Origin of the sequence: Pseudomonas sp. K5002 (genome assembly GCF_013386655.1) — a bacterium.
Lineage (GTDB): Bacteria > Pseudomonadota > Gammaproteobacteria > Pseudomonadales > Pseudomonadaceae > Aquipseudomonas.
In genome coordinates this window covers 1-23,869 of sequence record NZ_JACARK010000105.1, presented here as the reverse complement: position 1 = coordinate 23,869, position 23,869 = coordinate 1, and the positions used below count along the sequence as shown (strand labels likewise).

Below are 23,869 nucleotides of genomic sequence, written 5' to 3'. Positions count from 1 at the left end.
CGGGCCGGCACCCGCACTTCAAGGCTGCCTTTGGCGATGCGCGTGGCGGCGGCTTCCAGGCCACTCAGACGCCGCTCCAGCTGGCGCACCAATAAATAGACGATCAAGCCGATCAAGGTCAGGCTGATCAGCGCAATCAGGATCAGCCATTGCGCCGGGTACGGATTCATCTGATACAGCGGGCCGATTTCCAGGACCCACGGCGTGCCGACCATGCCGGCAAATACCCGGATCGAATCCCCGCCCTTGCCCAGGGCCATCACGGTATCGCCTTCGGACACGCGGCGGCGCTGGTCTTCGTCCATATCAGCCTGATTGAGCATCACCAGGTGCATCTCGAAACCAAAGCCCTTGGCTTCCTTCAGGTCTGCGAGTTTCTGCGGTTGCTCCGCCACCGGGAAACGCACCAGCTCATCGGCCAGCAGGTAAATCGTCGCGCGGGCCAGTTGTTCGCTGATTTGCTGCACTTCACCGGTCAGCAACAGTTGCTCCTGGTCACTGACCAAGCGCAGCACCCTGGCCGCGTGAGGCCCGGTTTGCTCCACCAACACCTGGCCGCGTTGCAGACGGGTACGCTGGGTCAGGTCCAGGTGCGCCTCGGCCACGGTCTGCAATTGCAGCGGGATACCCAGCAAGCGCTCCCACACTGCCAGGGCGCGGCGGCGCTCGATGGCACTCATGGGTTGCAGGTTGTCGCCCATCAGCGCGAAGGTGCCGTGGGCCAGGCGCTCGCGGTACTGGCCGCTGCGCACTTCATTGAGCAGGTGCAAGGCCAGTACGCCAAGCAACGCCACCAGAATCAGCGCCGCGCACATGCCGCCGTAGATGCGCAGGAAGATTGAGTTCACGGCGTCAGGTCAGCCGCGGCTTCGGGGACGAACAGGTAGCCTTTGCTGCGAATGGTCTTGATCAGGCGTGGGTGGATCGGGTCGTCGCCGATTTTCGGGCGGATGCGCGAGATGCGCACGTCGATGGAGCGGTCCTGGCCGTCATAGCCAATACCGCGCAAGGCGGTGAAGATTTCTTCCCGGGACAGGATCCGCCCGGCATTCACCACCAGCAGCCACAGCAGGTCGAATTCGGCGCTGGTCAGTTCGATGCCGCCCTCATGCAGCCAGGCTTCACGCAGGGCGTTGTCCACCAACAGCGGGCCGAATTGCAGGCGCCGCTGTTTTTCGGGGAGTGCCGGCTCGACGCTTTCGCTGCGCCGCAGCAGGGCCTGGATGCGTGCCAGCAACAGGCGTGGACGCACGGGTTTGCACACGTAATCGTCGGCGCCCATGTCCAGGCCTAGCACCTGGTCCATGTCGTCGGTGCGCGCGGTGAGCATCAGGATCACCCCGTCGTAGCGCTCGCGCACCTTGCGGCAAATGCTCAGGCCGTCTTCACCGGGCAACATCAGGTCGAGGATCACCAGGTCCGGCTGCTCGGCGATGATCCGCGCCGCCGCGAGGGCGCCATTGCCTTCCACCGACACCCGCAAGCCGTTGCTCTCCAGGTAGTCACGGGTCAACTCGGCCAGTCGCTCGTCGTCCTCGACAATCAATACCTGCCAGGCTTCTTGCTCCATGCGTTACCTCGGTTCTAATTATTGTAGGGGCGGGTTTGCCCGAGAAAACTCGAGGGCGCCGCGTTTATTCAGGTTTCCAGCGTCATCGTTGACGTCCTTCGCGGGCAAGCCCTCTCCTACAGTTGTCATGTAGGCGAGGCATAAACTGTATGGATAACCGCCGATTGTAGCAACGGGCAGGCCCTCTGCCACAAGCGCGCAAATGGGTTCGGACATCGTGTTTTTTTGTGATAGGGTTCGCGCCCGCAAAAATCCAACCGGTTGTTTTTACCTCGGAATATTCGGTGACAAACGGCGCAATGCAGCAGTACTGCGGCCTACACGGCCATTCCACGTTTCATACACATTTTACCCACAGCGTTATCCACAGGTAGTCCGTTGCTAAGCCCCCCAAAACGCATTATCTTGTAGGTCGTCGCCAAAAAAACCCTACATGTAGGGTTTTCAGCGAAAAGACCAAACACAAATCAGACAAGAAACTCAAGCTCTTTCTTGCTCCTGTTTGGTGAACTTAAGCCTTTTTCAGAAGACCAAACCGCGCACGCGGATGGCAGCCGTTTTCTGCCCCGATCAGGCGAAAACGGTACGGGTGTTGCAGTACGAAACTGTCACCCACCAGGAATACGGTAAAGAGCCCCAAGGCTTGTAACCGAAGACTTCGGCATGGAAGCGGCGCGAACAGCTCCCTTCCTCCTGTCCCGAAGTTGTTATGCCAGGCCCCTGGCCTGTTGTAAGTGCTTCAGGACGGAACGGTGGGCACCGTGATGGTGCCCAAATAAATATAGAATGTGGAGACAACCCCCCATGCAAACCGACACAACTCGCGAGAACCCGCAGGGCTCCGTGCCGCAGGCCGCTGATTCGAACCTGGATCTGTCCGCCACCGCGCCCGGCCAATTGCGCGTGATCAAGCGTAACGGCACTGTCGTTCCTTACACCGATGACAAAATCACCGTCGCGATCACCAAAGCGTTTCTTGCAGTTGAAGGCGGCACCGCTGCTGCCTCGTCGCGCATCCACGACACCGTTGCCCGCCTGACCGAACAGGTCACCGCAACCTTCAAGCGTCGCATGCCATCGGGCGGCACCATTCACATCGAAGAAATCCAGGACCAGGTCGAACTGGCCCTGATGCGTGCCGGCGAGCAGAAAGTCGCCCGCGACTACGTGATCTACCGTGACTCGCGCGCCAAGGAACGTGCCGTACGTTCCCCGGCCGAAGAAGCTGCCGTACAAGCTCACCCGTCGATCCGCATCACTCTGGCCGACGGTACGTTTGCACCGCTGGACCTGGGCCGCCTGAACACCATCATCACCGAGGCCTGCGAAGGCCTGGAAGAAGTCGATGGCGACCTGATCCAGCGCGAAACCCTGAAAAACCTGTACGACGGCGTGGCCCTGACCGACGTCAACACCGCACTGGTGATGACCGCCCGTACCCTGGTCGAGCGTGAGCCGAACTACTCGTTCGTCACCGCGCGCCTGCTGATGGACACCCTGCGTGCCGAAGGCCTGGGCTTCCTGAAAGTCGCCGACAGCGCCACCCACCACGAGATGGCCGACCTGTACGCCAAGGCCCTGCCGGCCTACATCGCCAAGGGTATCGAATTCGAATTGCTGAACCCGATCCTGGCCACCTTCGACCTGGAAAAACTCGGCAAGGCGATCAACCACGAGCGCGACCAGCAGTTCACTTACCTGGGCCTGCAAACCCTGTACGACCGTTACTTCATCCACAAGGACGGGATCCGCTTCGAACTGCCGCAAGTGTTCTTCATGCGCGTGGCCATGGGCCTGGCGATCGAAGAGAAGCAGAAAGAAGACCGTGCCATCGAGTTCTACAACCTGTTGTCGTCCTTCGACTACATGTCGTCGACCCCGACCCTGTTCAACGCCGGTACCCTGCGTCCACAGCTGTCCAGCTGCTACCTGACCACCGTGCCGGATGACCTGTCGGGCATCTACCACGCGATCCACGACAACGCCATGCTGTCCAAATTCGCTGGCGGCCTGGGTAACGACTGGACCCCGGTGCGTGCACTGGGTTCGTACATCAAGGGCACCAACGGCAAGTCCCAGGGCGTTGTACCGTTCCTCAAAGTAGTGAACGACACCGCCGTAGCCGTGAACCAGGGTGGCAAGCGCAAGGGCGCTGTATGTGCCTACCTGGAAACCTGGCACATGGACATCGAAGAGTTCATCGAGCTGCGCAAGAACACCGGTGATGACCGTCGTCGTACCCACGACATGAACACCGCCAACTGGATCCCTGACCTGTTCATGAAGCGCGTCTTCGATGACGGCAAGTGGACCCTGTTCTCGCCATCCGAAGTACCGGACCTGCACGACCTGACCGGCAAGGCTTTCGAAGAGCGCTACGAGTACTACGAAGCCCTCACCGAATACCCGGGCAAGGTCAAGCTGTTCAAGACCATCCAGGCCAAAGACCTGTGGCGCAAAATGCTCTCCATGCTGTTTGAAACCGGCCACCCATGGCTGACCTTCAAAGACCCGTGCAACCTGCGCAGCCCGCAGCAGCACGTGGGCGTGGTCCACAGCTCGAACCTGTGCACCGAGATCACCTTGAACACCAACAAGGACGAGATCGCCGTTTGCAACCTGGGCTCGATCAACCTGCCGAACCACATCGTCAACGGCAAGCTGGACACCGCCAAGCTGGAACGCACCGTGAACACCGCCGTTCGCATGCTCGATAACGTTATCGACATCAACTACTACTCGGTACCCCAGGCGCAGAACTCCAACTTCAAGCACCGTCCGGTCGGCCTGGGCATCATGGGCTTCCAGGACGCGCTGTACCTGCAGCACATTCCTTACGGTTCGGACGCTGCAGTCGAGTTCGCCGACAAGTCCATGGAAGCGGTCAGCTACTACGCGATCCAGGCTTCCTGCGACCTGGCCGACGAGCGTGGCGCCTACGAGACGTTCCAGGGTTCGCTGTGGTCCAAAGGCATCTTGCCGCTGGATTCGCAACAAATCCTGATCGAGCAACGTGGCCAGAAGTACATCGACGTTGACCTGAACGAATCCCTGGACTGGGCGCCGGTACGTGCCCGTGTGCAGAAAGGCATTCGTAACTCCAACATCATGGCCATCGCACCGACCGCCACCATCGCCAACATCACTGGCGTGTCGCAGTCGATCGAACCGACCTACCAGAACCTGTATGTGAAATCGAACCTGTCGGGCGAATTCACCGTGATCAACCCGTACCTGGTTCGCGACCTGAAAGCCCGTGGCCTGTGGGACTCGGTCATGATCAACGACCTGAAGTACTACGACGGTTCGGTGCAGCAGATCGAGCGCATCCCGCAAGAACTCAAAGAGCTCTACGCGACTGCCTTCGAAGTGGACACCAAGTGGATCGTCGACGCCGCCAGCCGTCGCCAGAAGTGGATCGACCAGGCTCAGTCGCTGAACCTGTACATCGCCGGCGCATCGGGCAAGAAGCTCGACGTGACCTACCGCATGGCCTGGTACCGTGGCCTGAAAACCACTTACTACCTCCGTGCCCTGGCTGCCACCAGCACCGAGAAGTCGACCATCAACACCGGCAAGCTGAACGCTGTTTCCAGCGGCGGCAACCACGGTGATGATTCGGTTCTCGCCGCACCTGCCGGCCCGGCGCCAGTGCCTAAAGCCTGCGCGATCGACGAGCCGGATTGCGAAGCTTGCCAATAAGCTGAGCACACCCTGGGTCTAACCACCCAAGGTTGAAAACCCCCGATAGGCCTACGGCGTATCGGGGGTTTTCTTTTGCCTGGAACAACACCGTCGCGATTCGCGCACGTATTTCACCTCCTTGAAAACATCGGTGGGCTTCTGGCCGACGTGCATCATGGCGGCTTTTATCGCTGAAACAGTGATGCAGTTGCCGCCAGGGCCCTGACTGAATCCGCTCCAGATATCGCCCGGCTGGCCTTGTACCGTTCCGACAGCCGTGTATCCGCCTGTGACGCCCCCGCCTATAGGCGTTATCTGAACGTCCAAAAAAAAGCCCCTCACGCGAGGGGCTTTTCGGTAAAGCGAGTTAAAGCGACAACATCAGGTCATCTGAATGATGGTCTGCATGATGGTGCTTTGGGTGGAGATGGTCTTGGCGTTCGCCTGATAGTTGCTCTGGGCCTTGATCAGGTCCACCAGCTCGTTGGTCAGGTTGACGTTGGAGTTCTCCAGGGAGTTGGCCACGATCGAACCCAGGGTACCGACTTGCGGGGTATCAAAACCCGGCTGGCCCGACGCGAAGGTTTCTTTCCAGGTGGTGCCGCCGGCTGGCTGCAGGCCCTGCTCGTTGTTGAAGCTGGCCAGGGAGATCTGGCCGATGGCCTTGCTCTGCTGGTTGCTGAACGTGGCGAACAGTACGCCGCTGCCGTCGATTTTCAGCCCGGTGATTTGCCCGGTGGCGTAGCCATCGGTGGTCGGCGGGTTGCGGTAGGTGGCGGAGTTGTACTGGGTGATGTTCCCCATGTTGACGGCCACGCCGTCTGCGTTGGCGGCCGCACCATTAGGCGTCCAGACACCATTGACCAGGCCGCCCGGCTTCCAGTCGGAAATGGTCAGGGTGGTATTGGAAGCGGTGGCTGGCGGGGTAACGATCCCGGTCAGCTTGCCGGAGGTGTCAAACGACAGCGTCGAGGCGACTGGCGCCTTCACGTCAGTACCGGTGCCGCTGATCGGCGAGCCGTCAGGGTTGCGCCCATCGATCAGGGTGTAGGACTTCCAGGTGTTGGAGTCGGTCTTCACCAGGTACTGCACCATCGGATGCGCGTTGCCCTGCGTATCGTAGAGCGTGGTGGAATATTGAGTGGTGAAGCTGTCCGATTTGGTCGGATCAAACGGGTGCGCCGTCTGGTCGATCGCCGTCTCGGAGGAGTTCAGGTTACTGGTGGAATCCACCTTGCTCGAAGCCTTCGGCGGCAGGTACGACAGGTTGAGCTGCAGGTCGGTCAAGCCGCCCTTCTGGATGTTGCCATCGGCATCCGCTGCGTAGCCTTGCAGGCGCGAGGTGCCGGTGTTGTTGGTGATGTAGCCGTCCTTGTCGGCCCGGAACGCACCGTTGCGGGTGTATTCCAGCGAACCGTCGCTGCCCTTCTGCACGAAGAAGCCGCCGCCCTGGATCGCCATGTCGAGCGTGCCGCCGCTGTTGTTGACGTCACCCTGGGTGAACTGCTGGGACACGGCCGCCAGGTTCACGCCGTTGCCGACGCTGTTCTGGCCGGTACCCAGCTTGGAAGCCGCGTAGATATCCGCGAATTCCGCACGGGAGGACTTGAAGCCGGTGGTCGCGACGTTGGCGATGTTGTTGCCCGTCACGTCCAGTTGTTTGTTGGCCGCATAGAGGCCGCTAAGGCCGATGTTAAAAGACATTGTTCTCTCCTTTTGCCGTATTTAGCCGGCTCTATGTACCGATAGTCTGAATTTGCGACAGCTTGATACTGCCCAGGCCGCCCGCCAGGTTCAGCACCATTTCAGCGCCGTTCGTGCCCAGGGTTACGCTGGTCACCGTTGCCGGCAGCGAGGTGGCGAGGGCCACCGAGTCACCCTTGTCATTCTTGGTGGTGGCATTGAAGGTGTAGGTGCCGGGTGGCGCCGTCTCACCCGCATCGGTCTTGCCGTCCCAGACGAAGCTGGAGTTGCCGGCGCTCTGGGCGCCCATGTCGATGGTGCGAACGACGTTGCCATCCTTGTCGGTGATCTTGACGGAGACGTTGCCCGTCGCCGCCGTCACCGCCACGGAACCGGTCATGCTCTTGCTGGTATCCACCATCGCCTTGTCGGTCTGGGTGATGACCGAACGCCCCACCAGCGACGAAGCCTGCAGCGCCTGGGAGGAGCTGAAGTTGCTGGAAATCGCATTCACCGAGTCATTCAGGTTGTTGATGCCTTCCAGACTGCTGAACTGCGCCAACTGTGCGACGAACGCGCCATTGTCCTGGGGCGACAGCGGGTCCTGGTTTTTCAGCTGGGTCACCAGCAATTGCAGGAACGCGTCCTTGCCCATCGCCTGGTTGCCCGTCGCCGACTTGGCGGCGTCACCGACGCTGGTGTTATCTGTCGCCGTCTTGACCTTGGAGTTAAAAAGGTCCTGGACTGCCGTGTTCGTCGAACTGTTATCAACAATGGCCATTATTTGGCGCCCCTTATCACTGACCCAGGGTCAGGACCTTCTGCATCATGGTTTTGGCGGTGTTCATCATTTCCGCGTTGGTCTGGAACGAGCGGCTGGCGGAAATCATGTCGGCCATTTCCTCGACCACGTTGACGTTGGGGTAGTACACGTACCCTTTTTCGTTCGCGGCAGGGTGGTTCGGCTCGTAGCGGGCTTCGAGGTTGCTCTGGTCTTCGACCACACCGAGCACCTGCACGCCCTGGCCTGCGGCATCCTGGTTCTGGAACAGCGAATCGCCGCTGCCACTCTGGCCGCCCTGGCCGCCCTGGAACATGGTGGCGAACACCGGGTGCCGGGCGCGGTAGGTCTGGTCGATGCTCGAAGACACGGTCTCGGCGTTGGCGATGTTACTGGCGACGGTGTTGAGGCGCGTGGTCTGCGCACTCATGCCACTACCGGCAATATTGAAAACACTGGCGAGGGACATGGCTTATTCTCCACGCAGGGCTGACATCAGCCCTTTGAATTTGCTGTTGAGCAGGGTGAAGCTGGCCTGGAAGTTCACTGAGTTCTCGGCGTAGGCCGATTGCTCCAACTGGGCGTCCACGGTGTTCTGGTCGATCGACGGTTGCATCGGCGTGCGATACAGCAGCGACTCGTCACCATTGCCCAGGCCTTGCGCCTCGATATGACGGCTGTTGGTCATGTTCAGGGCGAAGGTGCCGTTCTTGGTCTTGTCTTGCTGGGCGGCGAGCACGGCAGAGAAGTCCAGGTCCCGAGCCTTGTAGTTCGGGGTGTCGGCGTTGGCGATATTGTTGGCCAGGACTTCGGCACGCTGGGCGCGAAAGCCCAGTGCTTGTTCGTGGATACCGAGCGCTTTATCGAAGCTGATGCTCATGGCGGAAACCTTTAGGGGCTGACCTGCTTTTCGTAACAAGGATTTAGCAAGGGCCATGCCAAGTTGCTTGAGCCCCGTAAATCAAGGGTTTGCGAGGGAATTGCCGGCGGCAATGCCAGAAAAGCGGCAAAGGGTTTCCGCGAAACGCCAGTAAAGCGGCAATGAGGGCTTGCCGCTTTGCGGCCATAAAAAAAGGGAGGCCTGTGCAGGCCTCCCTTTTTGTCCAAGCACTCATCACTTGGCCTGGTAAATGATTCCAGGACTGCACTGCACCATCTGGTAATGATCCGGCAAACCGTTCAGCGCCTCGGAAGCCCCCAGGAACAGATAACCGCCACGCTTGAGGGTGCCGTGGATGCGCAACAGAATGTCTTTCTTCACCTCGGCCGAGAAGTAGATCAGCACGTTGCGGCAAAACACCATGTCGAACTTGCCCAGGCTGGCATAACTGTCCAGCAGGTTGAACGAACGAAACTCCACCCGGCTCTTGATCGGCGCCTTGACCGCCCAACGCCCTGCCCCCTTGGGATCGAAGAAACGCTGCAAGCGCTCCTGGGACAACCCGCGCCCCAGTGCCAGGCTGTCGTACTCGCCGGTCTTGCAGTTGGTGAGCATGGTGCCGGACAAATCCGTGGCCACGATTTGCGCCCCGGCCTTCAACTGGCCCATGTTGGTCCGCTCGAACTCGTCGATGGCCATCGAAATCGAATACGGTTCCTGTCCCGACGAACAGGCCGCCGACCAGATGCGCAGACGCTGGCCGGGAGCGGCCTTGATCGCCTCGGGCAGCACCTTGTTCTTGAGCACTTCAAACGGATAGGTATCGCGAAACCACAAGGTTTCGTTGGTGGTCATGGCGTCGACCACCATCTCCTTGAGCCCGCTGCGTGGCTGGCCCTGGATCCGTTGCACCAACTCCCCGAGGGACTTGATGCCTTGCTGCTCCATCAGTTTGTTGAGACGGCTGGATACCAGGTACTGCTTGTTTTCACCGAGCAATATGCCACAGGCCTTTTCCAGGAAGACCCGGAACTGTTCGAAATCCAAATTACCCGTAGACAATGATACCGCCTCTTAAATCGTGTGACCGCCAGGGAAAAGGCCCCTAGCCGTGATCTGCTGCCTTGATCCGGTCGACTACCCGGGATGCCAGGTCATCAGGGCGAAATTTGGCCAGGAAGTCATCGGCACCGACCTTCTTGACCATCGCCTGATTGAATACACCCGACAACGAAGTATGCAGGATGATATGTAGTTTTTGCATGCGTGGGTCGTTGCGTATCTCGGCCGTGAGGGTGTAGCCGTCCATTTCCGGCATCTCGATGTCGGAGATCATCATCAGGAATTCTTCTTCCGGCTTCTTGCCCTCATCCACCAGCTTGCGCAGGTAATCCAGGGCCTGGCGACCGTCATTGAGCGCGACCACTTCGACCCCAACGGTCTGCAGGCAACGGGACACCTGCTTGCGCGCGACCGAAGAGTCGTCCACCGTCAGCACCCGCAGCGAGATCGCCTTGTGCGCGGTTTCGGCGTCTACCACGCCCACCGATATCGCCTCGGAGGTCGGGGCCACTTCGGCGAGGATTTTCTCCACGTCGATGATTTCCACCAACTGGTTGTCGACCCGCGTCACCGCCGTGAGGTAGTGATCGCGACCGGTGCCCTTGGGCGGCGGATGGATCTCTTCCCAGTTCATGTTGACGATGCGCTCCACCGAGCGCACCAGGAAACCCTGGGTCTTGGTGTTGTACTCGGTAATGATCACGAACGGGCTCTCGCGGTCCTGCAACCCCGCCGAACCGGTGGCCATTGCCAGGTCAAGAATCGGGATGGTCGCGCCACGAATGTTGGCCACACCGCAAACCACCGGGCTGGACTTGGGCATTATTGTCAGCTTGGGACACTGCAGCACTTCGCGAACCTTGAAGACATTAATCCCGTACAGCTGCTTGCCGTCCAGACGGAACAACAGCAACTCCAGGCGATTCTGCCCCACCAGCTGTGTGCGCTGGTTCACTGAATCCATTACACCGGCCATGCCCAGACTCCTACGCTAAAACTTAGGGGTACGACGCGTACCCAACACTAAACGGCACGAGCTTTGCTTTTTTATTGGCCATGGACATCAAAACGACAGTTTCCCGACGCCTCCGATCCCCACAGTACCGCAGATTGCTCTGCGTCTCGATGGCGTTGCTTGCCTTGGCTACGGGCCAGCCGGCCCGCGCCGATAACGTCACCTTGCCTGATCTGCTTATCGGCGTCACTCAAGGCTTTCTTGAGTTCACTGTAGAAGATTATCTGGCCACGACGCAGACACCGGGCCGCTACGAAATCCAGGTCAACCAGCTGGATCCGCGCCTGCGCATGCCCATGTGCGACAGAGAATTGACAGCTTCCCTGGAAAGCCCCGCCCAGCCCATCGGGCGCGTGACCGTGAAAGTGCGCTGCGAAGGCGCCTCGCCCTGGACGGTGTTCGTGCCGGCCCAGGTCAAACTGTTTCGCGAAGTGGTGGTGGTGATGCGCCCGCTGAAACGTACCGGAATCATTGGTTATGATGACGTCGCGATGCGCGAGCGCGACATCAGCATGATCACCCAGAGCTACCTCACGTCCCTTGACCAGGCACTCGGGCAGAAACTTACCCGACCAATGGTCGCCGACCAGGTGATTACCCTGGTCCATCTCGAGCAGGCCGAAGTCGTGCGCAAAGGTGACCAGGTGGTGATTTCCGCCAGCAGCGGTGGCCTGAATGTAAAAATGCCGGGGGAAGCCCTGTCCAACGGCGGCATGAGTGAACAGATTCGCGTCAAGAACCTGAATTCCAACCGCGTGATCAAGGCCCGGGTGACTGCGCCGGGGCAGGTTGAGGTGGCTTTATAGATCACTGGCATCGGACGCCAGCTTTTCCTACACTGTGCGCAAAGCGGCATCGCGCATAGGTTTATTGTCAATCGAGCCTAAAGTTTGTCCGGGTATGGCCGAAAACATGGCAAGCGTCCAAATACCCAGAGGTTTTTTTAACATGGTCATCGATTTCAGTCGTTTGAATAACGCCCTGCCAACGCCCGGTTCTTCGCGCACCAACGGTGCCAAAGACAGCGTTGAAGCCAAGTCCCAGCCTCTGCCTGCCAAGACAGAACAGGCCGGTGCGAGCCAAAGCGGGGAATCGGTACACCTGAGCAATGAGGCTCAACAGTTGCAGAAGGTCACTGACTCGCTGAGCGATCAGCCAGTTGTCAATAAAGCCCGTGTGGCCGAATTGAAACAGGCGATTGCCGATGGCAGCTATAAGGTCGACAGCAACCGTGTAGCCAGCAAACTGCTTAACTTCGAAGCCGAGCGCTAGGCAAAGGCCTGCGCCAGGCTTTTGGACGCTTAAACCCCAAGGCCAGCCATGCACGACGAAAACTTGCTACAACTGATCATTGAAGACCTGCCTCCCGCACAGCAGCTGCTGGAGCTCCTTCGAGAAGAATCACTGGCCCTGTACGGCCGGGACATGCGCATGCTGGAAGAAATCCTGGCGCGCAAGCAATCGCTGATCGTCCTGCTGGAACAGCACGGCAAGAAGCGCAGCCAGATTCTGATCAGCCTGGGCCTCACGGCCGACCACAAGGGCCTGGAACAACTCGCCAGCCACTCCACGGTGGGCGACCAGTTGCTGGCCCAGAGCAAAGAACTCAACCAGTTGCTGACCCTGTGCCAGGAAACCAACCTCCTCAACGGCCAGGCCATCCAGCTTCAGCAAGCCACGACCGCCAATCAGTTGCGTATCCTCCACGGCGGCGAGCCTCCGGCTCTCTACAACGCTCAAGGCTCCACCTCACGCCTGGCCAAGCCAAGCACCCGCAGCCAAGCCTGAAACCAGTTTGAGCGCGCCCTATCCAAGTCGCGCCACATACTGGCAAAATGACAGCACTTGCGTGTAGTCGTATTTTGTCTGGAGATGGAAGAACCGTGTTCAACGCCCTTAACGCGGAAGATGCTCCGCAGCCACCCAAGGTACTCACCACGCCGCTGGAAATCGCTGGCACCTTGCGGATGCTGCAAGAAAGCCATGATCCGCTGATCATCACCTTCCATGAACGCAACCAGCGGTTTCAAAGCTACCTGGTGGAAATCGACCGGGACAGCAAGACACTGGCCCTGGACGAAATGGTCCCGCGCGACGGCGAACGCTACCTCGAGAATGGCGAAGCTTTCCGGATCGAAGGTTTTCACGAGGGGGTGCGGGTAGCCTGGGAAAGCAACGGCACCCTGACCCTCGATGAAGCCGGCGGCCACCGTATTTACCGCGGCAGCATGCCTGGCGAGGTGATTTACCATCAGCGTCGCAACGCCTTCCGCGCGGCGTTGAAGCTGGCGCAACTGGTGAGCGTCGAACTGGGCGGCGACAAACTCAAGGCCCCCATCAGCGGCAAGTTGCTGGATATTTCCGCCACCGGCTGCAAATTGCGCTTCGAAGGGGATATTTCCGAGCGCCTGCAACTGGGCCAGGTCTACGACCGATTTATCGCCGCGCTACCCTTTGGCAGCATGACCACCTCGGTAGAACTGCGTTACCTGCACTTCGAAGAAAGGATCAACACCACCTTCGCCGGCCTACGTTTTCATAACATGAGCGGGCTGGTGCAGCGCCAGGTCGAGCGGTTTGTGTATCAACTGCAGCGTGAAGCGCGCCGGTTTGACAAGGACGACGACCTTTAAACAATAAAGGTCGCGACAAAAAAACGGGCAGTCCCTCAAGGGGGCTGCCCGTTTTTGCTTTCAGGGGCGCGCCCTGCTCAAGTCGTGTGGGTGATCATCCGGGTCCGGATGCTCTGGTGGCTCGGTGACAGGCTCCGGCTGATCCAGTTCGGGATCGACTTCCGGCTCGGGATCCACAACGGCGGTCTGCATCTGGTCCTGCACCACCTGTTCGTCCACTCGCGGATCGAGGCATGCTACCAGGGGCGAGCTGGACATGCTGTCGGGCATCGCCACGTGATGCAGCGGTGCGTCGTCCACCTGATGCAGGTTGGTGACCGCCTTGGGCCGGATGCGCCACACCAGGATCAATCCGCACACGCTGAAAAACGCATACAGCATATGGCTGCCGAACAGCTTCATCACCACACCGGCCAACAGCGGGCCGACACTGGCGCCGATGCCGTAGGTCACCAGCAACATCGCAGTGAGCGACACCCGGCGATCGCCCTCGACGTGGTCGTTGGAAAACGCCACAGCCAGCGGGTACAGGCAGAACTGCACCAGGGAACAGAGAAAGCCCGCGACGAACAGCACTTCCAGTGGTACCTGGGTCATGATCGCCAACGGCAACGCGGCCACCGCCAGGCACAAGGCGAAACAGCGAATCAACAGCGCGCGGTCATATCGATCGGACAGCCAGCCCAATGGCCACTGCACCAGCAGCCCGGCGAAAATGCAGCTACCCATGAACAGGCCGACCTGCTCGGTGGTCAGCCCTTGCTGAGACGCGTACAGCGGCGCCAAACCGTAGAACGAGCCGACGATCAGCCCGGCCCCCAACACCGTACTGAGGGACTGCGGCACCCGCTTGATAAAGAAGCGCGGCTCCATCGGTGCCGGATGCAGCGGCGCCGGGTGAATGCGGCGAGTCATGGCCACCGGCACCAGGCACAGCGCAAAACACAGCGCGACCAGCATCAGCAACTCAAGCCCCAACTGCGGGTGCATCACAAGGATCAACTGGCCCAGCACCAGGCCCAGGTACGAGGCGATCATATAGCCGCTGAACACCGCACCGCGTTGCTTGGCCTCAGCTTGTTCGTTAAGCCAGCTCTCGATGACCATGTACTGGCACATCATGCCCAGGCCGACAATCATCCGCAGCACAATCCAGGCTGGCAGCCAGTTGATCAGCCCGTGGCCCAACACCGCCGCGCCGACGATCCCGGCACAGGTGGCGTAGGCCCGGATATGCCCGACGCGGCCAATCAGGCGGTGACCTATCTTGCCCCCCAACACCAGGCCAAAATAGTTGGCGGCCATCAACGCACCGACCCACAGGCTGTCGACGTGATCTGCCGCCAGGCGCAAGGCCAGGTAAGTACTGAGCAGGCCAGAGCCGATCAGCATCATCAGGGAAGCAAAATAAAGGGCTCGAAAAGGTTTCCAGATCTGGCGCATCGGCGTTCCGAGCGGCTCCTTGCTGTGGGTGTCAGGACTACCGGAATGATAGTCCCGGGTCGTCGGGTCCGGACAGCCAAAACATGCGGTTGCCGGGGAATATTTTGCTCATGCCAATTGGCTACGTGTCAGACGCTCGCCAGTCACCCGCGAGGTACAGGATGCAGACGAATACTTGCGCCGCCCCGCTCTTGCCTCCCGTGTGAACCTCAAACGCGGGCAAGGTTCGGTTGGTGTTTGAAAAGACTGCCGCACTCAAACGCCCGGCCACAAAAAAGCCCCGCCAGATAAATCTGATCGGGGCTTGCGGACGTCGAGGCCGCATGGGCAGCAACGGTGAAGTGGTGTCCCAGGGCCGGTTCGAACGGCCAACCTTCCCCTTAGGAGGGGGATGCTCTATCCAATTGAGCTACTGGGACTAATGACAGCCAACCGGCGATGGGCACGGCGACGGACGGCGTGCATGTTAACGGCGCAGGTGAATTTTGTCATGTCGTCCGTTGGCTTTTTGAGTGTAGGCCCATGCCAGTGACAGCCGGTGGTATTGCGCTCAACGATTACGGACGGTTCTGACCATCGTGCAAAATGCACCCCCCCAAAATGCCATCATTGCAAATTGCAACAGCATGGCAATCTGGACACTATATAAATGTTTGATTTTAAAGGATTTATTGTCAATTAAAGACTGGCACGACACCTGCAATCCTTTATCCTACAAATACAGTCCGGCCCAGCCATCTGCGGAGAACATGCACATGAACAGCGCACTTCTACTAGCCCTCAATACCGTTGCACTGGCTGCGCTGGTGATGTTCCATTTTCAGTCCACCACTTCCGACGACGCCGCGCAGGTCAGCCAGGCGATTCCCCATCACCTGCAACAGCGCCCGCAACTGGCTGTCATGAAGCCGAACATGCAATCCCCACTGCAACTGACCCAGGGCACTCAAGCTGCTCCTGCCGCTGAACACTGGGTTTTCTGAACCGCTTACCGGAGCATTCCATGAACAAGTCCGCCTGGCTGTTTCTGACCCTGGCACTGGCCGCCGCCGGCCTCGGCCTGAACGTATTGTCGCAAGACGTACAGACAGTCTCCTTCGTCGCCGCCGGCGTGTTTGGCAGCCTGTGGGTATTGGCAGTCTTCATTGGTCGCCGCATCAAATTCGATCCCGTACTGCGCTGAATCCCCCCGCTCGTCGCCCTCGCTAAAATCGCTGCCACGCCTCGGCTTGTCCGTCCGGACAGCCGACCATATGTCGCTCCGCATTCGTAAATTGGCAATTTGCCACTAATCTTAAAGTTAAGGGCAAAAGGCCATATTGCTATAGGATGTGCGCCCGAAAAGCCTTTTGCGCCCAGGGTCTGCGGGCTCAACACTCATTTGGGTGCGCCCGCGGAAAGTTTTCCAACCAGTCCGCAAATTTTGAAATGAGTACTGGCATAAAGCCGGTAGCCGGTTCAATATTTGTCACAGAATTGACGCCAAGGAACTGGCAAATCTGAGGCATGATGCGGCCTCTTTGCAATTCAGGTTGAACATTTGGCAGCAAACCTTGTCCTAACATGCATCTTGCGGCCAATTCCAAAAACCGCTCCCCTGAACTAACCGGTTAAATATATGCGCCCATTGAAACAGGCAATTTATTCCAGCCGTACGGCTGACAAGTTCGTCGTACGTCTGCCAGACGGAATGCGGGAACGCATTGCCGAGGTGGCTCGCAATCATCACCGCAGCATGAACTCTGAAATCATCGCACGCCTGGAACAAAGCCTGATTCAGGAAGGTGCGCTGGGCGACGAGCTGAGCATGCGCCTGGACAGCCCCGAGCTGTCACTGCACGAACGCGAACTGCTGCAGCGTTTTCGTCAGCTCTCCCACCGCCAGCAAAATGCTCTCGTCTCGCTGATCGCCCACGACGTTGAGGCAGCTGCAGAAGCCAACTGATTGGCAACTGAAAGCTGAAAGCCAGCCATGCGCTGGCTTTTTTTTGCCCGGGATTTGGTCAGGAAAGGATCAAGGGGCAAATGCCCCCGATCCATGGAAAGGATCAAAGCAGGAAGATGGTTGCCAGGCCCAGGAAGATGAAGAAGCCACCACTGTCGGTCATGGCCGTGATCATCACACTGGCGCCCATCGCCGGGTCTCGTCCAAGGCGCACCAGGGTCATTGGAATCAGAACCCCCATCAACGCTGCCAGCAGCAGGTTAAGCGTCATGGCCGCCGTCATGACCACGCCGAGCGACCAGCTGCCATACAGCAGGTACGCCACGATACCGATGACACCGCCCCACACCAGGCCGTTGATCAGCGCGACCGCAAGCTCCTTGCGCATCAAACGCTTGCCATGCCCGGTCCCCACCTGATCCAGCGCCATGGCGCGGACGATCATGGTGATGGTCTGGTTACCCGAGTTACCGCCAATACCCGCCACAATCGGCATCAGTGCAGCCAGGGCCACGAGCTTCTCGATGGAGCCTTCAAACAGGCCGATCACCCGTGAAGCAATAAACGCGGTAATCAAATTCACCGCCAGCCAGGCCCAGCGGTTACGCAGGGATTTCCAGACCGACGCAAAAATATCCTCTTCTTCCCGCAGACCGGCCATGTTGAGGACTTCGCTTTCGCTCTCCTCACGAATCAGGTCGACCATTTCATCGATGGTCAGACGGCCGATCAGCTTGCCGTTCTTGTCGACCACCGGGGCCGAGATCAAGTCATAACGCTCAAACGCCTGGGCCGCGTCGTAAGCGTCTTCGTCCGGATGGAAACTCACCGGGTCACTGGCCATGACGTCCGCGACTTTCTTGTCCGGATCATTGACCAGCAGGCGCTTGATCGGCAGTACGCCCTTGAGGATCCCTTCGTAGTCGACCACGAACAGCTTGTCGGTGTGGCCTGGCAGCTCTTTCAACCGGCGCAGGTAGCGCAGAACCACTTCCAGGCTGACGTCTTCGCGGATGGTGACCATCTCGAAGTCCATCAACGCACCGACCTGCTCCTCGTCGTAGGACAACGCCGAGCGCACACGCTCGCGCTGCTGGCCATCGAGGGTTTCCATCAGCTCATGGACGACGTCACGCGGCAGCTCGGAAGCCAGGTCAGCGAGTTCGTCGGCATCCATGTCCTTGGCGGCCGCCAGGAGCTCGTGATCGTCCATGTCGGCGATCAGGGTTTCACGGACGGAGTCGGATACTTCGAGGAGGATGTCGCCGTCGCGGTCAGCCTTGACCAACTGCCAAAGGGTCAGGCGGTCATTCAGCGGCAAGGCTTCGAGGATGTAGGCAACGTCGGCGGAGTGCAGGTCATCGAGCTTGCGTTGCAGCTCGACAAGGTTTTGCCGGTGGACCAGGTTCTCGACCCGGTCATTGTTCGCGCCTTCCTGGCGATGCGTCAGGTCTTCGACCACGCGCTGGCGCTGCAGCAGCTCGACGACTTGAGCCAGGCGATCCTGCAGGCTTTCTTGTGTTTTCTTTACTTCAACTTCGGTCATAGGCGAACTCCACTCCCAGCAGCGGGGCACGCCGGAAGGATCAATCAGTCAATTCATGATTGGTAAAACGGGGTACTGAGTAACTACTGGGTAAGTCCATGGAGGTGTTCCACAAGCCCCGGCGGGGCTGACGGGCGCAATGATACACCGGGCGGCCGCGTTTAACGTCAAAAAACTGGAAAGAACAAGCGCTTGCGACACAAAGCTGAGCATTGGCTACACATATGAACTGCGACGACGCAGCTTGAGAGGAAAACACATGGGCGGGAGAAAAAGGCGCCCCGGGAAATAAAAACCCCAGACGGCAAAAAGCCCGCACTAGGCGGGCTTTTTGTTGTTTGGTGCACTCGACAGGATTCGAACCTGTGACCGCTCGGTTCGTAGCCGAGTACTCTATCCAGCTGAGCTACGAGTGCAGATTGTGTTTTTAGACCAGATCACAACTGGTTGAAGCCAAGTTACCTGCATTGCTGCAACTAACTCTTAAATGGTGCACTCGACAGGATTCGAACCTGTGACCGCTCGGTTCGTAGCCGAGTACTCTATCCAGCTGAGCTACGAGTGCATTTGTTGCCGCGCATTATAGGCCGTTCAATCTCTATGTAAAGCTATTTTTTCGTTTAGTTTCAACAACTTAGCGAAAAAACCAGATTGCAACGTACTAAGCAAATAATGGCGGAGAACGGGGGATTCGAACCCCCGACACCCTTTTGAGGTGTACTCCCTTAGCAGGGGAGCGCCTTCGGCCACTCGGCCAGCTCTCCGCAACACGGGGCGTATATTAACCAGCTTCATCCCCGTTTGCAAACATAAAAAACGATAAAAATTAATGGCTTGGTTCTTCGTCCTTCTCTTTCTTGATCCGCAGGTAGATTTCCTCGCGGTGGACAGCCACCTCTTTCGGAGCGTTAACCCCGATACGCACTTGATTGCCTTTGACGCCGAGCACGGTCACGGTGATTTCGCCATCACCAATAATCAGGCTTTCTGCGCATCGACGAGTCAGAATCAGCATACCTTTCTCCTCACGCATTTCATTTCGGGAACAACAGTCTGCAAAAAAAAGGCATTCGACCTACAACCAAATGGCCATAGCCCTACACGCCTAAGTATTGTCGAGCGCAGGTAAAAGAACAGGTCTTAACCACACACCCGGCAAAAAAATGAAAGGCGCGGATAACCGCGCCTTCCTGGCAACGCATCACTCGCCCTGTCGGGCCGGAGCGTCCAGCTCAAAAGCGGTATGCAGTGCGCGTACAGCCAGTTCCAGGTACTTCTCTTCGATCACCACCGACACCTTGATTTCCGATGTGGAGATCATCTGGATGTTGATGCTTTCCTTGGCCAGGGCTTCGAACATGCGGCTGGCAACACCCGCATGGGAACGCATGCCCACACCCACGATCGACACCTTGGCAATCTTCGTATCGCCGACCACTTCACGGGCGCCGATTTCCTTCGCAGTGTTCTGCAGGATCCGCTCCGCCGCATCGTACTCGTTGCGGTGCACGGTGAAAGTGAAATCGGTGGTGTTATCGTGCGAAACGTTCTGCACGATCATGTCGACTTCGATGTTCGCCCCACTGATAGGGCCCAGGATCTTGAAAGCCACGCCCGGGGTGTCTGGCACGCCACGGATAGTCAGCTTGGCTTCATCACGGTTGAAAGCGATACCGGAAATGATCGGCTGTTCCATGGATTCCTCTTCATCAATAGTAATGAGGGTGCCCGGACCCTCCTTGAAGCTGTGCAGTACGCGCAGCGGAACGTTGTACTTGCCGGCAAACTCAACGGCACGGATCTGCAACACCTTGGAACCGAGGCTGGCCATTTCCAGCATCTCTTCGAAGGTGATCTTGTCCAGGCGCTGGGCCACGGACACGACCCGCGGGTCGGTGGTGTAGACGCCATCCACATCGGTGTAGATCTGGCATTCGTCAGCCTTCAGGGCTGCCGCCAGGGCCACGCCAGTGGTGTCGGAACCGCCACGACCGAGGGTGGTGATGTTGCCGTGCTCGTCGACGCCCTGGAAACCGGCGACAACGACCACACGACCGGCTTTCAGGTCAGCGCGAATCTTCTGGTCATCAATCTGCAGGATGCGGGCTTTAGTGTGCGCGCTATCCGTAAGAATGCGGACCTGGTTGCCAGTGTAGGACACCGCCGGCACACCACGCTTGTTCAGCGCCATGGCCAGCAATGCGATGGTCACCTGCTCACCGGTGGAAATGATCACGTCCAGTTCACGGGGAACCGGTTGCTGATCGCCACTGATTTGCTTGGCCAGATCGATCAGGCGATTGGTCTCGCCGCTCATGGCCGACAGCACCACCACCAGGTCATCGCCGGCATCGCGGAATTTCTTAACCTTGTCGGCGACCTGCTCGATTCTTTCGACAGAGCCGACCGAGGTGCCTCCAAATTTCTGTACGATCAAAGCCATTTCTAAGCCGCCTCAGCCCGTAAAGGGGCGCCTGTTATTCAATCAACCAGCACTGACTGAGCCCGCGACTAGACCACGGGCTCATTAACAGCGTCTTAAATACCTGCCTCGACAAACGGCACGGTCAGGGCCAGGGCCGCGTCCAGGGCGCCGGCGTCAACACCACCGCCTTGCGCCATGTCCGGACGACCACCGCCCTTCCCGCCCACTGCCGCAGCGGCTTGCTTCATCAAATCACCGGCCTTGAGTTGGCCAGTCAGGTCCTTGGTTACACCGGCAACCAGAACGACCTTCTCCTCATGGACACTGCCGAGCAGGATCACTGCGCGGCCGAGCTTGTTCTTCAACTGATCGACCAAGGCCAACAGCGCCTTGCCGTCCTGACCGTCCAGGCGTACGGCCAGCACTTTCACACCCTTGACGTCCAGGGCGGAAGCCGACAGATCGTCGCCCGCCGCGCTGGCCGCCTTGGCCTGCAACTGCTCCAGCTGTTTCTCCAGCTGACGGTTGCGCTCCAGTACGCCGGAGAGCTTGTCGATCAGGTTGTCGCGGCTGCCCTTGACCAGGCCGGCCGCTTCCTTGAGTTGTTCTTCTGCCGCATTGAGGTAGGCCAGGGCCGCAGCACCGGTGATCGCTTCAATACGACGTACGCCGGAAGCCACGCCGCCTTCGCTGATGATTTTCAGCAGGCCGATGTCGCCGGTACGGCTGGCGTGAATACCACCACACAGCTCCACCGAGAAGCTGCCGCCCATGCTCAATACGCGCACTTCGTCGCCGTACTTCTCGCCAAACAGCGCCATGGCGCCTTTTTGCTTGGCGGTCTCGATATCGGTTTCTTCGGTTTCCACCGGGGTGTTCTTGCGAATCTCGGCGTTGACGATGTCTTCCAGGGCCTTCAACTGCTCAGGCTTGATCGCCTCGAAATGACTGAAGTCAAAACGCAGGCGCTGGCTATCGACCAACGAACCCTTCTGTTGCACATGCTCACCCAGCACCTGACGCAACGCAGCGTGCAGCAAGTGAGTGGCAGAATGGTTCAAGGCAGTTGCATGCCGTACGTCGGCATCTACCTGAGTGTCCACCGGCGCGCCGACGGTCAGGTTGCCCAGCACCAGCACGCCGTGATGCAGGAACGCACCGCCGGTCTTGGTGGTGTCGCGCACTTCAAAACGACCGGAGGTGGAGCTCAGGAAACCACAGTCGCCAACCTGGCCACCGGATTCAGCGTAGAACGGGGTCTGGTCGAGGACCACAACGCCCTCGTCACCTTCGTTCAGCACGTCAACCGACTTGCCGTCCTTATAGATAGCCACGATCTTGGCCGAGCCAACGGTGGCTTCGTAACCAATGAACGAAGTCGCCACATCCACCTTTACCAGGGTGTTGTAGTCCAGGCCAAAGGAGCTGGCGGAACGGGCACGGACGCGCTGGGCTTCCATCTCACGCTCAAACCCGGCCTCGTCGATGGTCAGCTCGCGTTCGCGGGCGATGTCGGCGGTCAGGTCCATCGGGAAACCGTAGGTGTCGTACAGCTTGAACACGACGTCGCCCGGCACCACGGTGCCCTTGAGCTCCGCCAGGTCCTGCTCGAGGATCTTCAGGCCGTGCTCCAGGGTCTTGGAGAACTGCTCTTCTTCAGCCTTGAGCACGCGCTCGATGTTGGCTTGCTGCTGCTTGAGTTCCGGGAAGGCATCGCCCATCTCGGCCACCAGCGCGGCAACGATCTTGTAGAAGAAGCTGCCGGTGGCGCCCAGCTTGTTACCGTGACGGCAGGCGCGACGGATGATGCGGCGCAGCACATAGCCACGGCCTTCGTTCGACGGCAGCACGCCATCGGCGATCAGGAAGCCGCAGGAACGGATGTGATCCGACACCACCTTGAGCGACGACTGGTTGTCGTTGGCACAGCCAATGGCCGCGGCCGAAGCGCTCAGCAGGTTGGTGAACAGGTCGATCTCGTAGTTGGAGTGAACGTGCTGCATCACCGCACTGATCCGCTCCAGGCCCATGCCGGTGTCCACCGACGGCGCTGGCAACGGATGCAACACGCCATCGGCGGTGCGGTTGAACTGCATGAACACGTTGTTCCAGATTTCGATGTAGCGGTCGCCGTCTTCTTCCGGCGAGCCCGGTGGGCCACCCCAGATGTCGGCGCCGTGATCGTAGAAAATCTCGGTGCACGGGCCGCACGGGCCGGTATCGCCCATGGTCCAGAAGTTGTCGGACGCGTAAGGCGCGCCCTTGTTGTCGCCGATGCGAATCATGCGCTCGACTGGCACCCCGATTTGCTGGGTCCAGATGTCGTAGGCTTCGTCATCGGTGGCGTAGACGGTCACCCAGAGTTTTTCCTTCGGCAGCTTCAGCACGCCGGTCAGAAAGGTCCAGGCAAAGGTGATCGCGTCTTTCTTGAAATAGTCGCCGAAGCTGAAGTTACCCAGCATCTCGAAGAATGTGTGGTGGCGGGCGGTGTAGCCCACGTTTTCCAGGTCGCTGTTCTTGCCGCCGGCGCGTACGCACTTCTGGCTGCTGGTGGCGCGGGTGTAGGCGCGCTTTTCCTGGCCCAGGAAGCAGTCCTTGAACTGGTTCATCCCCGCGTTGGTGAACAGCAGGGTTGGGTCATTGCCTGGGATCAAGGAGCTGGAGGCGACACGGGTGTGACCTTGCTCTTCGAAGAAGCGAAGGAAGGCTTCACGGATTTCTGCGCTTTTCATTAGGTTCTTCCACGGAGGCTGCGGCCAAAGGCCAGTGCTAAACGTCATCAGACGGAGCGACGGCAAAGGGCCGCATTATATCGGCCCTTTGCCCGTGGTACAGCGTGTTTATGTGATAGAAACAGTCAATTAGACGGTCTGCACTGTCATTTCCGGGAAAACTCGACAAATGTCGCGAGCACTTGCTCGATCTGCGCCCGGCTGACGTCCAGGTGCGTGACCATGCGCAGGCGAGGCGCCGCGCTCAACTTGATCCCGCGCTCGGCAGCAAACGCCTTCAAGGCCTGGGCTCGATCACCGATATCCACGTAGACCATATTGGTCTGCACCGGCTCCACCGTATAACCCGCCTTGCGCAGTTCATCCCCCAGCCATTGGGCGTTGGCGTGGTCGTCGGCCAGGCGCTGCACCTGGTGATCCAGGGCGTACAGCCCCGCCGCCGCCAGCGAACCGGCCTGGCGCATGCCGCC

21 protein-coding genes, 4 tRNA genes and 1 pseudogene are annotated in these 23,869 nt (G+C 59.1%); 8 read left to right on the top strand and 18 right to left on the bottom strand.

Annotated features, from left to right (window positions below; all coding sequences use genetic code 11):
- A pseudogene (locus HX846_RS06625) lies at positions 1-848 on the bottom strand (two-component sensor histidine kinase); the annotation flags it as partial.
- Entirely contained in the window at positions 845-1,570 is a 726-nt protein-coding gene (locus tag HX846_RS06620; protein ID WP_178965163.1) for a response regulator, read from the bottom strand. The pseudogene HX846_RS06625 and the gene HX846_RS06620, both read right to left, overlap by 4 nt.
- Before the next feature lie 804 nt (positions 1,571-2,374).
- On the opposite strand from HX846_RS06620, the gene HX846_RS06615 reads away from it, so the two are divergent.
- Complete coding sequence (locus HX846_RS06615) at positions 2,375-5,272, top strand: ribonucleoside-diphosphate reductase subunit alpha (RefSeq protein ID WP_008435294.1); 2,898 nt, start codon at positions 2,375-2,377, stop codon at positions 5,270-5,272.
- A 363-nt stretch (positions 5,273-5,635) separates the two neighbouring features.
- Here the strand turns inward: HX846_RS06615 and flgE are convergent, their stop codons facing one another.
- The 6 genes from flgE to HX846_RS06585 all read right to left on the bottom strand — a co-directional run bounded on the left by flgE (position 5,636) and on the right by HX846_RS06585 (position 10,636).
- The gene (gene flgE / locus HX846_RS06610) at positions 5,636-6,958 is read right to left on the bottom strand and encodes a flagellar hook protein FlgE (RefSeq protein ID WP_087694478.1); all 1,323 of its coding nucleotides are present in this window, start codon (positions 6,956-6,958) and stop codon (positions 5,636-5,638) included.
- A 31-nt stretch (positions 6,959-6,989) separates the two neighbouring features.
- Positions 6,990-7,718: a flagellar hook assembly protein FlgD gene (gene flgD, locus HX846_RS06605; protein WP_003214242.1), complete on the bottom strand. Its 729-nt coding sequence runs from the start codon at positions 7,716-7,718 to the stop codon at positions 6,990-6,992.
- Positions 7,719-7,734: 16 nt separating this feature from the next.
- A complete protein-coding gene (gene flgC / locus HX846_RS06600) occupies positions 7,735-8,187 on the bottom strand; it encodes a flagellar basal body rod protein FlgC (protein WP_003214244.1) in 453 nt (150 codons plus the stop codon).
- Positions 8,188-8,190: 3 nt separating this feature from the next.
- Positions 8,191-8,598, bottom strand: coding sequence for a flagellar basal body rod protein FlgB (gene flgB, locus HX846_RS06595; RefSeq protein WP_003214246.1), 408 nt, complete (start codon positions 8,596-8,598; stop codon positions 8,191-8,193).
- 234 nt (positions 8,599-8,832) lie between these two features.
- Positions 8,833-9,660 carry a protein-glutamate O-methyltransferase CheR gene (cheR, locus tag HX846_RS06590; protein ID WP_003214248.1) on the bottom strand — a complete coding sequence of 276 codons (828 nt, stop codon included), beginning with the start codon at positions 9,658-9,660 and terminating at the stop codon, positions 8,833-8,835.
- Between the two features lie 43 nt (positions 9,661-9,703).
- Positions 9,704-10,636 carry a chemotaxis protein CheV gene (locus HX846_RS06585; protein ID WP_003214250.1) on the bottom strand — a complete coding sequence of 311 codons (933 nt, stop codon included), beginning with the start codon at positions 10,634-10,636 and terminating at the stop codon, positions 9,704-9,706.
- An 80-nt stretch (positions 10,637-10,716) separates the two neighbouring features.
- Here HX846_RS06585 and flgA point away from each other — a divergent pair, with 80 nt between their 5' ends.
- The 4 genes from flgA to HX846_RS06565 all read left to right on the top strand — a co-directional run bounded on the left by flgA (position 10,717) and on the right by HX846_RS06565 (position 13,308).
- A complete protein-coding gene (flgA, locus tag HX846_RS06580) occupies positions 10,717-11,481 on the top strand; it encodes a flagellar basal body P-ring formation chaperone FlgA (RefSeq protein WP_178965164.1) in 765 nt (254 codons plus the stop codon).
- 142 nt (positions 11,482-11,623) lie between these two features.
- A complete protein-coding gene (gene flgM, locus HX846_RS06575) occupies positions 11,624-11,947 on the top strand; it encodes a flagellar biosynthesis anti-sigma factor FlgM (RefSeq protein ID WP_003214254.1) in 324 nt (107 codons plus the stop codon).
- Positions 11,948-11,995: 48 nt separating this feature from the next.
- On the top strand, positions 11,996-12,463 hold the full coding sequence (flgN, locus tag HX846_RS06570) for a flagellar protein FlgN (protein WP_003214256.1): 468 nt from the start codon (positions 11,996-11,998) through the stop codon (positions 12,461-12,463).
- 95 nt (positions 12,464-12,558) lie between these two features.
- Positions 12,559-13,308 (top strand): flagellar brake protein, encoded by a 750-nt coding sequence (locus HX846_RS06565; RefSeq protein WP_087694479.1) that lies wholly within the window; start codon positions 12,559-12,561, stop codon positions 13,306-13,308.
- A gap of 60 nt (positions 13,309-13,368) precedes the next feature.
- Here the strand turns inward: HX846_RS06565 and HX846_RS06560 are convergent, their stop codons facing one another.
- Together HX846_RS06560 and HX846_RS06555 are read right to left on the bottom strand one after the other, a co-directional pair.
- Positions 13,369-14,751, bottom strand: coding sequence for an MFS transporter (locus HX846_RS06560; RefSeq protein ID WP_008435273.1), 1,383 nt, complete (start codon positions 14,749-14,751; stop codon positions 13,369-13,371).
- A 342-nt stretch (positions 14,752-15,093) separates the two neighbouring features.
- A tRNA-Arg gene (locus HX846_RS06555) sits at positions 15,094-15,170 on the bottom strand.
- 336 nt (positions 15,171-15,506) lie between these two features.
- Here HX846_RS06555 and HX846_RS06550 point away from each other — a divergent pair.
- The 3 genes from HX846_RS06550 (at position 15,507) to HX846_RS06540 (ending at position 16,696) form a co-directional block, all read left to right on the top strand.
- The gene (locus tag HX846_RS06550; RefSeq protein ID WP_102604982.1) at positions 15,507-15,734 is read left to right on the top strand and encodes a hypothetical protein; all 228 of its coding nucleotides are present in this window, start codon (positions 15,507-15,509) and stop codon (positions 15,732-15,734) included.
- A gap of 20 nt (positions 15,735-15,754) precedes the next feature.
- Positions 15,755-15,934 carry a PA3371 family protein gene (locus tag HX846_RS06545; RefSeq protein WP_003214263.1) on the top strand — a complete coding sequence of 60 codons (180 nt, stop codon included), beginning with the start codon at positions 15,755-15,757 and terminating at the stop codon, positions 15,932-15,934.
- Between the two features lie 435 nt (positions 15,935-16,369).
- Positions 16,370-16,696, top strand: a complete 327-nt coding sequence (locus tag HX846_RS06540) for an Arc family DNA-binding protein (RefSeq protein ID WP_003175643.1) — start codon at positions 16,370-16,372, stop codon at positions 16,694-16,696.
- A gap of 103 nt (positions 16,697-16,799) precedes the next feature.
- On the opposite strand, the gene mgtE is transcribed toward HX846_RS06540, so the two are convergent.
- From mgtE to HX846_RS06500, 8 genes are all read right to left on the bottom strand, one after another.
- Complete coding sequence (gene mgtE / locus HX846_RS06535; protein WP_003214265.1) at positions 16,800-18,242, bottom strand: magnesium transporter; 1,443 nt, start codon at positions 18,240-18,242, stop codon at positions 16,800-16,802.
- A gap of 339 nt (positions 18,243-18,581) precedes the next feature.
- Positions 18,582-18,658: transfer RNA gene (locus HX846_RS06530), tRNA-Arg, on the bottom strand.
- A gap of 72 nt (positions 18,659-18,730) precedes the next feature.
- A tRNA-Arg gene (locus HX846_RS06525) sits at positions 18,731-18,807 on the bottom strand.
- A 108-nt stretch (positions 18,808-18,915) separates the two neighbouring features.
- A tRNA-Ser gene (locus tag HX846_RS06520) sits at positions 18,916-19,006 on the bottom strand.
- Between the two features lie 62 nt (positions 19,007-19,068).
- Positions 19,069-19,257, bottom strand: coding sequence for a carbon storage regulator CsrA (gene csrA / locus HX846_RS06515; RefSeq protein ID WP_002554426.1), 189 nt, complete (start codon positions 19,255-19,257; stop codon positions 19,069-19,071).
- Positions 19,258-19,443: 186 nt separating this feature from the next.
- A complete protein-coding gene (locus HX846_RS06510) occupies positions 19,444-20,685 on the bottom strand; it encodes an aspartate kinase (RefSeq protein WP_003214308.1) in 1,242 nt (413 codons plus the stop codon).
- 95 nt (positions 20,686-20,780) lie between these two features.
- Entirely contained in the window at positions 20,781-23,399 is a 2,619-nt protein-coding gene (gene alaS / locus HX846_RS06505; RefSeq protein ID WP_063027864.1) for an alanine--tRNA ligase, read from the bottom strand.
- 146 nt (positions 23,400-23,545) lie between these two features.
- The coding region (locus HX846_RS06500) for a beta-eliminating lyase-related protein (protein WP_256739785.1) at positions 23,546-23,869 on the bottom strand (324 nt) is incomplete at its 5' end.